12 protein-coding genes are annotated in these 11,602 nt (G+C 73.4%); 8 read left to right on the top strand and 4 right to left on the bottom strand.

Annotated features, from left to right (window positions below):
- The first annotated feature begins 185 nt into the window (after window positions 1-185).
- Genes ACZ7GJ_RS27045 through ACZ7GJ_RS27030 form a run of 4 tightly spaced genes read left to right on the top strand, consistent with a single transcriptional unit; the run spans window position 186 to window position 4,584 of the window.
- Window positions 186-2,114, top strand: a complete 1,929-nt coding sequence (locus ACZ7GJ_RS27045; protein ID WP_470755506.1) for a C1 family peptidase — start codon at window positions 186-188, stop codon at window positions 2,112-2,114.
- A gap of 21 nt (window positions 2,115-2,135) precedes the next feature.
- Window positions 2,136-2,465, top strand: a complete 330-nt coding sequence (locus ACZ7GJ_RS27040) for a hypothetical protein (protein WP_470755505.1) — start codon at window positions 2,136-2,138, stop codon at window positions 2,463-2,465.
- A 56-nt stretch (window positions 2,466-2,521) separates the two neighbouring features.
- Window positions 2,522-3,193: a GntR family transcriptional regulator gene (locus ACZ7GJ_RS27035; protein WP_470755504.1), complete on the top strand. Its 672-nt coding sequence runs from the start codon at window positions 2,522-2,524 to the stop codon at window positions 3,191-3,193.
- Window positions 3,190-4,584, top strand: coding sequence for an MFS transporter (locus tag ACZ7GJ_RS27030; protein ID WP_470755503.1), 1,395 nt, complete (start codon window positions 3,190-3,192; stop codon window positions 4,582-4,584). The genes ACZ7GJ_RS27035 and ACZ7GJ_RS27030 overlap by 4 nt, the downstream gene beginning before the upstream one ends.
- Before the next feature lie 28 nt (window positions 4,585-4,612).
- Here ACZ7GJ_RS27030 and ACZ7GJ_RS27025 read toward each other — a convergent pair whose 3' ends face one another.
- Entirely contained in the window at window positions 4,613-5,443 is an 831-nt protein-coding gene (locus tag ACZ7GJ_RS27025) for a maleylpyruvate isomerase family mycothiol-dependent enzyme (RefSeq protein WP_470755502.1), read from the bottom strand.
- Between the two features lie 147 nt (window positions 5,444-5,590).
- Here ACZ7GJ_RS27025 and ACZ7GJ_RS27020 point away from each other — a divergent pair, with 147 nt between their 5' ends.
- A complete protein-coding gene (locus tag ACZ7GJ_RS27020) occupies window positions 5,591-6,370 on the top strand; it encodes a carbon-nitrogen family hydrolase (RefSeq protein WP_470755501.1) in 780 nt (259 codons plus the stop codon).
- Between the two features lie 22 nt (window positions 6,371-6,392).
- Here the strand turns inward: ACZ7GJ_RS27020 and ACZ7GJ_RS27015 are convergent, their stop codons facing one another.
- A complete protein-coding gene (locus tag ACZ7GJ_RS27015; RefSeq protein WP_470755500.1) occupies window positions 6,393-6,890 on the bottom strand; it encodes an LURP-one-related/scramblase family protein in 498 nt (165 codons plus the stop codon).
- 32 nt (window positions 6,891-6,922) lie between these two features.
- On the opposite strand from ACZ7GJ_RS27015, the gene ACZ7GJ_RS27010 reads away from it, so the two are divergent.
- Window positions 6,923-7,726 (top strand): ATP-grasp domain-containing protein, encoded by an 804-nt coding sequence (locus tag ACZ7GJ_RS27010; protein WP_470755499.1) that lies wholly within the window; start codon window positions 6,923-6,925, stop codon window positions 7,724-7,726.
- Between the two features lie 36 nt (window positions 7,727-7,762).
- Window positions 7,763-8,284, top strand: a complete 522-nt coding sequence (locus ACZ7GJ_RS27005) for a DUF4240 domain-containing protein (RefSeq protein ID WP_470755498.1) — start codon at window positions 7,763-7,765, stop codon at window positions 8,282-8,284.
- 7 nt (window positions 8,285-8,291) lie between these two features.
- Here ACZ7GJ_RS27005 and ACZ7GJ_RS27000 read toward each other — a convergent pair whose 3' ends face one another.
- On the bottom strand, window positions 8,292-8,900 hold the full coding sequence (locus ACZ7GJ_RS27000) for an SMI1/KNR4 family protein (protein ID WP_470755497.1): 609 nt from the start codon (window positions 8,898-8,900) through the stop codon (window positions 8,292-8,294).
- A 16-nt stretch (window positions 8,901-8,916) separates the two neighbouring features.
- Complete coding sequence (locus tag ACZ7GJ_RS26995; RefSeq protein ID WP_470755496.1) at window positions 8,917-9,471, bottom strand: Uma2 family endonuclease; 555 nt, start codon at window positions 9,469-9,471, stop codon at window positions 8,917-8,919.
- Between the two features lie 105 nt (window positions 9,472-9,576).
- Between ACZ7GJ_RS26995 and ACZ7GJ_RS26990 the strand changes: the two genes are divergently transcribed.
- Window positions 9,577-11,394 carry an NHL domain-containing thioredoxin family protein gene (locus tag ACZ7GJ_RS26990; RefSeq protein ID WP_470755495.1) on the top strand — a complete coding sequence of 606 codons (1,818 nt, stop codon included), beginning with the start codon at window positions 9,577-9,579 and terminating at the stop codon, window positions 11,392-11,394.
- The last annotated feature ends 208 nt before the right edge of the window (window positions 11,395-11,602 follow it).

The raw sequence follows: 11,602 nt of genomic DNA, 5'->3' as shown, positions 1-11,602 counted from the left end.
TTTCTTTCCCTCCCCCCCCCCCCCCCCCCCCCCCTTACCCCCCCCCCCCCCCCCCCCCCCCCCCCCCCCCCCCCCCCCCCCCCCCCCCCCCCCCCCCCCCCGACCGCGCCCACCCCCTTGACGGGCCCCGGCGCCGGGGAGACGCTCCCGTCCCGCATTCGAGCGGGTACAGCTGGGGGGCCGGTATGCCGGAGGAGTCTGTCCAGACGGTGGGGGAGCTGCGGGCGCGGCTCATGGAGCAGGGGGCGCGGTGGTCCGTAAGCGAACACCTCGCGGACGGGGAGCCCGTGCCGCGGCCCTCGCTGGGCCTGGAGCCGGGGGCGAACCTGACGCGCGCGCAGGACGTGGGGGCCGTCGACCTGCGGGGGGTCATCGGCCACGCGAGCGGGAACCCGAACCTCACCCGGCGCAGGGCGGCGCACGGCCTGCTGGCCGAGTCGGCTGAAGCGTCGGAGGCGGCAGAAGCGGCGGGAGCAACAGCGGTGCCGGTCGTGGGGGCGCGGCCGACCGCCGTGGACTGGCGCAGCCGCTGGGGGTGGCCGTGGATCACCAAGGTGAAGGACCAGAACCCCTGCGGCTCCTGCTGGGCCTTCGGGGCGGCCGGGCTGGTGGAGTCCATGGCCCGCATCGAGCACGACGTATGGGCGGAGCGCTCCGAGGGCGACGTGCACGACGGCCTGCGGTTCACCTGCGGGCAGGGCAGCAACCCCGAGACCGCGCTCGACTGGATCAGGACCAACGGCGGTCTCGCCGACCCGGACTGCTGGCCGTACTCGACCCCGCCCGCCGGACTGCCCGCCGACCGGCGCGACGCCTGGCGCGCCGAGTACAGGCCGAGCTGGGACCGCTCCGGCCGCACGGTCCGGATCACCGACTACGTGCGCCTGGGCGACGTGGAGCAGCAGAAGGTGTGGCTGGACACGGTCGGCCCGCTGACCGCCTGCTTCGACGTGTACGACGACTTCTTCGGGCTGGGCTCCGGCGTCTACCACCGCACCAGCGACCGGCTCGCGGGCGGCCACTGCGTACTGATCGTCGGCTACGACGACGCGGCCGGGTGCTGGCTGTTCAAGAACTCCTGGGGGACCGGCTACCACGTCGGGGGCTACGGCCGGATCGCCTACGGTGAGGTGAAGATCGACTACTGGGCCAAGTGCGGCCTGCGCGGTACGAACATCGACCCCTGGGCCAAGCGCCGCCTGCACACCGGCAACGTCTACGAGAGCGGCAACGGCCGTGCCCACCGCAACTTCGAGCTGCTCGCCACCACAGGCGGGGCCCGCCTCCAGCACTGGTGGCGCGAGGGCGACGCCCCCTTCGGCTGGTCGCGCGCGGGAGCCTTCGCCAACGACGCCTCCGGCCAGCCGGCCTTCACCGGGACCACCTACAACCGGAACATGGAGTCCCTGCACGTCACCACCGGCGGACGGCTGCGCCACTGGTACTACGAGCAGTCCGGCGGCGCCTGGCGCGACGGCGGGGCCTTCGGCCCGGGCGACGCGGCGGTCGGCTCGACCCCGGCCTTCATACAGAGCGACTACGGCAAGCCGGGCAACTTCGAGGTGGTCGTCCGGACCGCCGACGGCCGCCTCAACCACTGGTGGCGGATCAACGGCGCCCCCTGGACCTGGAACGACGGCGGCCGCTTCGCCTCCGGCATCGCCCACTACGGCCCGGCCCTCGTCCAGACGCGCGGCCGCCACCTCGACCTGGTCGCCACCCGTACGGACGGCCGGATGCAGCTGTGGTGGCGCGACGACCCGAACGGCTTCGCCTGGCGCGCCGGGGAGGTCTTCGGCAGCGGGGCCACCTCCGCGCCCTGCCTGATCGAGGGGCAGTACGGGGCCGCGGACGAGGACACCGCCGGGAACTACGAGCTGTGCGTGGCCGTCGGCGGCGGGCGCGTCGAGCACTGGTGGCGGGGCAACGCGGGCGGCGGCTCCTGGAGCCGCAGCGCGGTCTTCGGGCACGACGTGCTCGCGGTCACCGGGATGCTTCAGGGCAGCTTCGGGTTCAACCTGGAAGTCGTCGTCCTGCGCACCGACCGCCTGCTCCAGCACTACTGGCGGGACGGCGCGGGCTGGCACGAGGGGTCGGTGATCGGCCCCGCCTGAGCCGAGGTCGAGGGGAGCACGGTGGAGGTGCGAAAGGTCGTACTCGCGCCCGGTGAGTCGTACGAGCTGCGGCTCACCGGGCGCGGGGCGCGCGGATACGTGTGGACCTGGCAGGTGACCGGGGACGAGGACGCCGTCTCGGTGGCGCAGGACCCCGGCGGGGAGCTGCCCGGGGAGCCGGCGGGCGGCGTCCCTCCGGGGGCCGCGGTGGAGCGCGTGTACGTCGTACGGGCCCGAGGCGCGGGCGGGCGGGCCCGGGTCCGCTTCGCGCAGGTCCGGCCGCCCTACCCGGACGAGGCCGCGTACGACGAATTCGTGCTCGACGTTCAGGTGGACGTCGAGCGGGACTAGGTCCGGATGCCGGACAGTGGGGAGCCATGTACCCCTGTTGTATCTATCCTGTGCGCATGCCATCAGCCGCCACGACCGCGACCGCCACCACTGCCGCCCCGACCGCCGCCGAGCGCGTCTACCAGCACGTCAAGAACGGGGTGCTCGACCGCCGCTACGAGGGCGGCACCCTGCTCACGGAGGGCGAGCTCGCGGAGGCCGTAGGGGTCTCCCGCACGCCGGTGCGCGAGGCGCTGCTGAGGCTGGAGACCGAGGGGCTGCTGAAGCTGTACCCGAAGAAGGGCGCGCTGGTGCTGCCGGTCTCCGCGCAGGAGATCGCCGACGTGATCGAGACCCGGCTGCTGGTGGAGGAGTTCACCGTACGCAGGGCCGTACCGGCGCCGCCCGGGCTGCTGGACCGGCTCGCGAAACTGGTCGACGAGCAGCGGCGGCACGCGGCGCAGGGCGACCTCGCCGCGATGATGGCCGCCGACCGGGGCTTCCACGCCGAGATCGTGCGCAGCGCAGGGAACCAGATCCTGAGCCGGCTCTACGACCAGCTCCGCGACCGGCAGCTGCGGATGGGCGTGGCCCTGCTGCACGCGCACCCGGAGCGGGTGGAGCGGACGCTGGCCGAGCACGCGGAGATCCTGGCCGCACTGCGGGCGGGCGACGCGGAGACGGCCGCGGCGGCGGTACGGGCGCACGTGGGCCGGGTCGAGGCGCTGGTGCGGGGGTCGGGCCGATGAGCTCGCAGAGCCCGGCGGGTCCGTCGAGCCCGGCCGCCGCCCTCCCGAAGGACCCTCCCGGCGGGCGCCGGGCGGTGGCGATCTGGTCGATCGGCGTCGCCGTCTACTTCGTCGCGGTGATCTTCCGCACCAGCCTGGGCGTCGCCGGACTGGACGCGGCCGACCGCTTCCACGTCAACGCCTCGGCGCTGGCCGCCTTCTCGCTGCTCCAGCTCCTGGTGTACGCGGGCATGCAGATACCGGTGGGCCTGATGGTGGACCGGCTCGGCACGAAGAAGGTGCTGACGCTGGGGGCCGTCCTCTTCACCGCGGGCCAGATCGGCTTCGCGCTGTCCCCCTCGTACGGGATGGCCCTGGCCGCCCGCGCCCTGCTGGGCTGCGGGGACGCGATGACCTTCATCTCGGTGCTGAGGCTCGGCACGCGCTGGTTCCCGGCCCGGCGCGGACCGCTGATGGCCCAGCTGGCGGGGCTGGTGGGGATGGCCGGCAACCTGGTCTCCACGCTGGTGCTGGCGCCCGTCCTGCACGGGGTCGGCTGGGTGCCGGCCTTCGCGGGCAGTGCGGTGGCGGGGCTGGTGGTGCTCGTACCGCTGGTGCTGTTCCTGCGGGACCACCCGGAGGGGCACGCGGCGCCGCCGGTGGCGCGGGGGGCGGGCGGCGGGTTCGTACGCCGCCAGATCGCCGACTCGTGGAAGGAGCCGGGCACCCGGCTCGGGCTGTGGGTGCACTTCACGACGCAGTTCCCGGCGATGGTGTTCCTGCTGCTGTGGGGCATGCCGTTCCTGGTGGAGGCGCAGGGGCTGTCGCGGACCACCGCGGGCGGGCTGCTGACGCTGGTGGTCGCCTCGAACATGGCGCTGGGGCTGGTCTACGGCCAGATCGTCGGCCGCCGCCAGTCGGCCCGGATCCCGCTGGCCCTGGGCACGGTCGGGCTCACCGCGCTGCTGTGGGCCTCGGTGGTGCTCTACCCGGGCGACCGGGCGCCGATGTGGCTGCTGGTGACGCTGTGCCTGGTGCTGGGGATGTGCGGGCCGGCGTCGATGATCGGCTTCGACTTCGCGCGGCCCGCGAATCCGGCGGAGCGTCAGGGGACGGCCTCCGGAATCACCAACATGGGCGGTTTCATCGCCTCGATGACGACGCTCCTGGTGGTGGGCATCCTGCTGGACGCCACCGACGACGACTACCGCATCGCCTTCTCGTCGGTCTTCGTCCTGGAGTTCCTGGGCATCACCCAGATCCTCCGGCTCCGCGGCCGCGCCCTGTCCCGCGAGCGGGAACGCCGCGCCCCCTTCCCGGTGCAGGCCGTGGCGGAGGCGGAGGCGGAGGCGGAGGCGGGAGCGGAGGCCGGAGCGCCGCGCAACGGCAGTTCCAGCCCCGCCGGCGTCTGAGACGCGGGCGGAGCCGGGCCCGACCGCGCTACGGAGTGACGGCGAAGTGGGCCAGGATGGCCGCGGCCAGGGCCTCGTCGCCCTCGACCTTGACCCGGTCGGCCACCGCGTGCGGCCGTACCCGCCCGGCCGCGAGGCGCACGTACGTCTCCCAGTCCAGCGTCAGCGTCACCGCCGGGCCGAGCGAGGGCGCCTTGTCCACGCTGCCCCGCCCGTCCGCGTCCACCCGTACCGTCCGCATGAACTCCAGCGGGCCGTGCACGTCGATGACGACCGCCGAGTTCGCCGGCGCGCCCGCGAGCTTCGCGACCACCTTCGGCAGCCCGGCGAGCAGGATGTCCCGCGCCACATGCGCACCGGGCGAGTCCCAGTTGCCCGCCGCGCCCAGCGCCGCCCGCAGGTCCTGCTCGTGGATCCACACGTCGAACGCCCGCAGCCGCAGCGCCGTCTCCAGCGTCACCTGGTCGCCCAGAGGACCCCGCACCATGGTGTCCGGATCCCGCTTCTCGTTGCGCAGCTGCCGCGCGCGGCGGATGACCGTGTACTCCAGCTCGGAGGTCATCTCCGGGGCGGTGTGGTGCCGGCGTACGTCAACCTGCACCTCCATGTACCGGGTGAACTCGTCCACCACGTGCCGCAGGTCCCGAGCGACGGTGTGGATCGGCCGCGGGTCCCCGAGCTGCTCGCATTCGACGCCGATGATGTGTGACACCACGTCGCGCACGGACCAGCCGGGGCACGGGGTCGCCCGGTTCCACTCGCCCTCCGTGAGGGGGAGGACCAGCTCGGATATCGCCTCGATGGAGTGCGTCCACGCGTCGGCATAGGGCTGGAGGCTGGGATGCGGATGGACGGTCAACGGGACCCCTCGCGTGCTGTTCGGTGGCGCGTTCTGGAAGCTTGTGGACTGGCTTCAAAACTACGCTGCCGGTGAGCACCCCGGCAGTGCTTTCGTGTGACGATCGTAGGCCCGAGTTGACGGCTTGAATGCCAGGACGGTGGTACTGTGCGCGCCTCGCTGATCCAAATCGCGGTGAATGAGGGCGAGTCGGTGGGTTCCCGCCGCTCCCGCGTCGCCGATCTCGTACGGGAGCAGGACCGCTCCGACCTCGTCGTCCTGCCCGAACTGTGGACCGTGGGGGCCTTCGCCTACGAGCAGTTCGAGACCGAGGCCGAGCCGCTGGACGGCCCGACCTTCGAGGCCGTGTCCAAGGCGGCGCGCGACGCCGGGGTCTGGCTGCACGCCGGCTCGATCGTGGAGCGCGCGGGCGACGGTTCGCTCTACAACACCGCGCTCGTCCTCTCCCCGACGGGCGAACTCGCGGCCACGTACCGCAAGATCCACCGCTTCGGCTTCGACCAGGGCGAGGCGGTGCTCATGTCCGCCGGCGACTCCCTCACCACCGTGGTCCTGCCGGAGCAGACGCTCGGCATCGCCACCTGCTACGACCTGCGCTTCCCCGAGCTGTTCCGCGGCCTGGTCGACGCCGGGGCCACCACCATGGTCGTGTCCGCGGGCTGGCCGGCCCGCCGCCGGGCCCACTGGACCCTGCTGAACCGGGCCCGCGCGGTCGAGGACCAGTCGTACGTCCTGGCCTGCGCGACGGCAGGCACCCACGCGGGCGTCGAACAGTCCGGGCACAGCCTGGTGGTGGACCCGTGGGGCGAGGTGCTGGCGGAGGCCGGCCCCGGGGAGGACGTGCTCACGGTCGAGCTGGACCCGGCGAAGGTCGCCGAGACGCGCGAACAGTTCCCGGCGCTGAAGGACCGCCGACTGGGTCGCTAGAGGTCTTCCTCTGAGGCCTCCCTCAGAGGTCTTCCTCGCGCTCTTTTTCGGCCATTCTGATCACGCACACGGCCACGGCGATCAGCAGCGCCGCGTCCGCATCCTCCCGGATCACGTCCACGGCGTACGTCTCGCGGACGCGGTACCACTGGCGGGAGATCAGCGAGAGCAGCTCGCCGTCGTACTCGACCTTGAACTCGCGGTCCAGGATCCGGCCGCTGATGTCGAGCTCGGTGCCCTCGACCAGGGTCACGAGGTAGTGGTTGCGCAGCAGCGAGAACCGCTTGCGGCGGATCACCGCGAGCCGCCGTCCGTCCCGCTCCAGGGTCATCGCGTCGCGGAAGCCGAGCAGCTTCTCCCGCAGCGTGATCAGGATCCGGCCCTCGGGGTCCTTCAGCTCCAGGGTGTCCCGGAACCGCAGCGCCTTCCCGTCCACGAGGAAGGCGTGCCGGCCGTCCTCGTCCTCGATCCAGTAGTCGTCCCCGATGGCCAGCATTTTGTCCCGAACCAGGTATTTCATGCCGTGATCGCTGCCCGCGATAGGTTGCCGTCATGCCTCTGCTCTACGTGACCGACCTGGCGTACCCGGCGCGCGGCCGCCGCTACTGCGACGAGGACATCTTCCTCACCTCGCGGCTGCGGACGCACTTCGACCTGGCCCTGTGCCACCCGCTGGACGCCCACGCCCTGATGCCCGGCTTCGACGCGGTCGTGGTCCGCAACAGCGGGCCCGTCCTGCACTACCAGGAGGCGTACGACGCCTTCCGCGCGGCCGCGCTCGCCGCCGGGACCCGCGTGTACAACCCGCTCACGGGCCGCGGTGACATGGCGGGCAAGCAGTACCTCCTCGACCTGACGGAGGCCGGCTACCCCGTGATCCCGACGATCGACGACCCGGCGCGGCTGGGGCTGCTGCCGGACGTCCCCTCGTACGCGGTGAAGCCCAAGCAGGGCGCGGACTCGATCGGCCTGACCTTCACCGCGACCCCGTCGGCGGCGCCGGGCGAGATGCTGATCCAGCCGCGCATCGACTTCGCGTACGAGGTGTCCTTCTACTTCGTGGACGACGCCTTCCAGTACGCCCTGTACGCCCCGGACCCGGCGCGCCGCTGGGAGCTGACCCCGTACGAGCCCTCGGCGGCCGACCTGGCCTTCGCCCGGGCCTTCGTCGACTGGAACACCCTCGACCACGGCATCCAGCGCGTGGACGCCTGCCGGGCGCCTTCGGGCGAGCTGCTGCTGGTCGAGCTGGAGGACCTGAACCCGTACCTCTCCCTGGACCTGCTCCCGGAGGCCGTGCAGGATCGTTTCGTCACGGCCCTCACGGAATCCCTCCACACCTTCCTCGCCGCCTGACCCTGCGATGTCAGAGGCGGATGCCAGGCTCTGGGCATGGACAAGCAGACCTTCTGGAAGCTGATCGAGACGGCCCGTGCGGAGGCAGTGGCGGACGATGTGGCGGCGCGCGCGGCGCAGTTGCTCGCGGGGCGGCCGGCGGCCGAGATAGCCGCGGCCCAGCAGGTGCTGTGGGACCTGCTGGCGGAGTCCTACCGCGCCCCGCTCTGGGCCGCGGCCTACGTCATCAACGGCGGCTGCTCGGACGACGGCTTCGACTACTTCCGGGGCTGGCTGCTGACCCAGGGCGAGGCGGCCTTCGGCCGCGCCCTCGCCGACCCGGATTCGCTCGCCGACCACCCGGCGGTCCGCGCGGCGGCCTCCGAGGGCCTGGAACTGTGGGACGAGGAGGCCCTCTCGATCGCCTGGACGGCCTACGAGTCCGCCACCGGCCGCGAACTCCCCTCGGACTCCTTCACGATCGGCTACCCGCCGCTGGATCCGTCCTGGGACTTCGACTTCGACGACACGGCCGAGACCGCCTCCCGACTTCCCCAGCTGAGCGCCCTCTTCGGCTGACCGGCGGTCATTCGGCCCAGGGGTCCCAGCCCTCGGCGGTCAGCCGGTCGTGCTCCCGCCAGTGCAGGAACCCGACGGGCTCGGGCCCGGACGCGCAGCGCTCCAGGAAGGCGGCCATCCCGCCTGCGTGCACGGTGTAGGGGCCCCCTTCGCCGATGGTCTCGACGACCGGCCAGCTGTCGCTGTCCTCGCCGGTGACCAGCCAGAAGTACTCCTCCTCCGACTCGCCGTAGCCCCAGGCGACGAGCGATTCGGAGCTCCAGCCGGCCGGCGCGTGCGGCAGGTGCCGTTCCGGGGCCTGCTCGCGGCACAGCAGGGTGAGGTCCACCAGCCCGACGCCCGCCCAACTGCTCGGCCCGTCAGGGGAGTCTGTGTACGGCGGGGCGATCCACAGCCCGCCGGGGCAGTCCACATACACATCGGCCAGGCCGCCCCCGTACACCTCCATGAAGGCGCGATAGTCGGAAGGCAGCCGCAGCCCGAGCTCCCGCTCGGCCCGCGGCACGTCGAGCAGATCGCGCGGCCCGCCCCCGGCACTGCCGGCGCACGGCGTGAGCACGCGGCCCAGCCCGCCCAGCAGGGCGGCGGCGGGTTCCGGGCCGGGACGGTGGGACACGAGACCTCCGGTGGCGTCAGAGCGCGCCGGTCTCAAGCTCCAGCGCGAACGGCTCCGGCAGCCGTACCGGCGTGCCGAAGGGGTGGGGGCCGTCGACCTTGGTGTAGCCGAGCGGCCCGGGCTCGGCGAACAGGGTCACAGTCTTTTCCATCCGGTCGACGAGCAGGTACAGCGGGGCCCCGTACTCGGCGTACCGCTTGCGCTTCACGACGCGGTCGGTCTCCGCGGTGGACTCCGAGGCCACCTCGACGATCAGCGGCGTCTGGTCGGGCCGCAACGCCCGGGCCGTGCGGCCGAGTGCGTGCGGAACCACTGCGATGTCCGGGACGTACCAGTTCAGCGAGCCCGGGAGATCAAGGTCACCGGAGCCGGACATGCAGTCGAGCGCGTCCACCGCGTCCGACAGTTGCTCCCGCAGGGCGTGCCGCACGTGCTCGTGGTCCCAGCCCGGCGGCGCGTAGCCGATGACGCCCTCCCGCAGCTCGGCCCGCGCCCCGGGAAAGCGCCGCACCGCGTACTTCAGGGCGTGCTCGGGGTCGACGGCCCGGTCGTCGTCTCGCGCGGTGGTCATCGAGGACGCCCCCTTTGCCGGCTGCTGCGGCCAGGCTCCCACGACCCCCGGCGGGCCCGCGTCACCCCCGCGGGTGCATATGCCGGGGAGTGGCACCCTTGTCGCATGAATTCTGCCGCGCCCGCACCCCGTCGCGCCCGTGTCCGTGCTCCCGAGCTGATCGGCAAGGGAGGCTGGCTCAATACAGGTGGCAAGCCGTACACCCTCGCTGACCTGCGGGGACGGATTGTGATTCTCGATTTTTGGACCTTCTGCTGCATCAACTGCCTGCACGTCCTCGACGAGCTGCGGGAGCTGGAGGAGAAGCACCGGGACACCGTCGTGATCATCGGCGTGCACTCGCCGAAGTTCGTGCACGAGGCCGAGCACGCGGCCGTGGTCGACGCCGTCGAGCGGTACGAGGTGCACCACCCGGTGCTCGACGATCCCGAGCTGGCGACCTGGAAGCAGTACGCCGTGCGGGCGTGGCCCACGCTCGTCGTGATCGACCCCGAGGGGTACATCGTCGCGCAGCACGCCGGCGAGGGGCACGCGCACGCCATCGAGCGGCTCGTCGAGGAGCTGGAGGCCGAGCACGAGGCCAAGGGGACGCTGCGGCGCGGGGACGGGCCGTACGTGGCTCCCGAGCCGGTGGCGAGCGACCTGCGGTTCCCGGGCAAGGCGATCGTGCTGCCGTCGGGGAACTTCCTGGTGTCCGACTCCACGCGGCACCAGCTGGTGGAGCTGGCCCCGGACGGGGAGAGCGTCGTACGGCGCATCGGCAGCGGGGAGCGGGGCTTCGGTCCCGACGCCTTCAGCGAGCCGCAGGGGCTGGCGCTGCTGCCCGACGGGCGGGTCGTGGTCGCGGACACCGTCAACCACGCGCTGCGCGTCCTCGACCCCGCCACCGGCGCCGTCGAGACCGTCGCCGGCACCGGCCGCCAGTGGTGGCAGGGCTCGCCGACCTCCGGGCCCGCCCTGGAGGTGGACCTGTCCTCGCCGTGGGACGTGGCCTGGTGGCAGGGCCGGGTGTGGATCGCGATGGCCGGCGTCCACCAGCTGTGGGCGTACGACCCGCAGACCGGCACGGTCGAGGTCGCGGCCGGGACGACCAACGAGGGCCTGCTCGACGGCCCCGCCGCCGAGGCCTGGTTCGCGCAGCCGTCCGGGCTCGCGGCCACCGAGGACCGGCTGTGGATCGCCGACTCCGAGACCAGCGCCCTGCGCTACGTCCACCGCACCGAGGCGGGCTACGCCGTCACCTCCGCCGTCGGCACCGGACTGTTCGACTTCGGCCACCGGGACGGGGACGCGGCGCAGGCGCTGCTCCAGCACCCGCTCGGGGTCACCGCCCTGCCCGACGGCTCGGTCGCGGTGTGCGACACGTACAACCACGCGCTGCGCCGCTACGACCCGGCCACCGGGCAGGTCTCGACCCTCGCGACCGACCTGCGGGAGCCCAGCGACTCCGTGCTGGTCGGGGACGACATCGTGGTCGTCGAGTCCGCCCGGCACCGGCTGACCCGGCTCCGGCTGCCGGAGGAGGCGGTACGGGTCGACGCGGTCGCCCACCGCACGCAGCGCGCCGCGACCGAGGTCGCCCCGGGCACGCTCCGCCTCGACGTGGTCTTCCAGGCGCCGAGCGGGCAGAAGCTCGACACCCGGTACGGGCCCTCGACGCGGCTGCTGGTCTCCTCGACCCCGCCGGAGCTGCTGGCGGCGGGGGACGGCGCCGGGACCGACCTGTTCCGGGAGCTGGTGCTCGCCGACGGGGTGCGCGAGGGCGTGCTGCACGTCTCGGCGATGGCCGCCTCCTGCGACGACGACCCGGAGAACGAGTACCCGGCCTGCCACGTCCACCAGCAGGACTGGGGTGTTCCGGTGACGGTGACCGCGGGCGGCGCGACCCGGCTGCCGCTCGTCCTCGCCGGCCTCGACGCCTGAGCCGTACGTACGTAGCCCGTACGGACGCGGGGGGGGGGGGGGGGGGGGGGGGGGGGGGGGGGGGGGGGGGGGGGGGGGGGGGGGGGGGGGGGGGGGGGGGGGGGGGGGGGGGAAGGGGGGGGGGGGGGGGGGGGGGGGGGGGGGGGGGGGGGGGGGGGGGGGGGGGGGGGGGGGGGGGGGGGGGGGGGGGGGGGGGGGGGGGGGGGGG

The sequence above is a fragment of the Streptomyces sp. NPDC037242 genome (assembly GCF_055604165.1).
This window is presented reverse-complemented; position numbering and strand designations above follow the sequence as displayed.

Bases quoted from the DNA above. Each gene is read 5' to 3' on its own strand.
- ACZ7GJ_RS27045 (WP_470755506.1), top strand. From the start codon at position 186: ATGCCGGAGGAGTCTGTCCAGACGGTGGGGGAGCTGCGGGCGCGGCTC.
- ACZ7GJ_RS26995 (WP_470755496.1), bottom strand. From the start codon at position 9,471: ATGACCACCGCGCGAGACGACGACCGGGCCGTCGACCCCGAGCACGCC.
- ACZ7GJ_RS27030 (WP_470755503.1), top strand. From the start codon at position 3,190: ATGAGCTCGCAGAGCCCGGCGGGTCCGTCGAGCCCGGCCGCCGCCCTC.
- ACZ7GJ_RS27035 (WP_470755504.1), top strand. From the start codon at position 2,522: ATGCCATCAGCCGCCACGACCGCGACCGCCACCACTGCCGCCCCGACC.
- ACZ7GJ_RS27015 (WP_470755500.1), bottom strand. From the start codon at position 6,890: ATGAAATACCTGGTTCGGGACAAAATGCTGGCCATCGGGGACGACTAC.
- ACZ7GJ_RS27005 (WP_470755498.1), top strand. From the start codon at position 7,763: ATGGACAAGCAGACCTTCTGGAAGCTGATCGAGACGGCCCGTGCGGAG.
- ACZ7GJ_RS27010 (WP_470755499.1), top strand. From the start codon at position 6,923: ATGCCTCTGCTCTACGTGACCGACCTGGCGTACCCGGCGCGCGGCCGC.
- ACZ7GJ_RS26990 (WP_470755495.1), top strand. From the start codon at position 9,577: ATGAATTCTGCCGCGCCCGCACCCCGTCGCGCCCGTGTCCGTGCTCCC.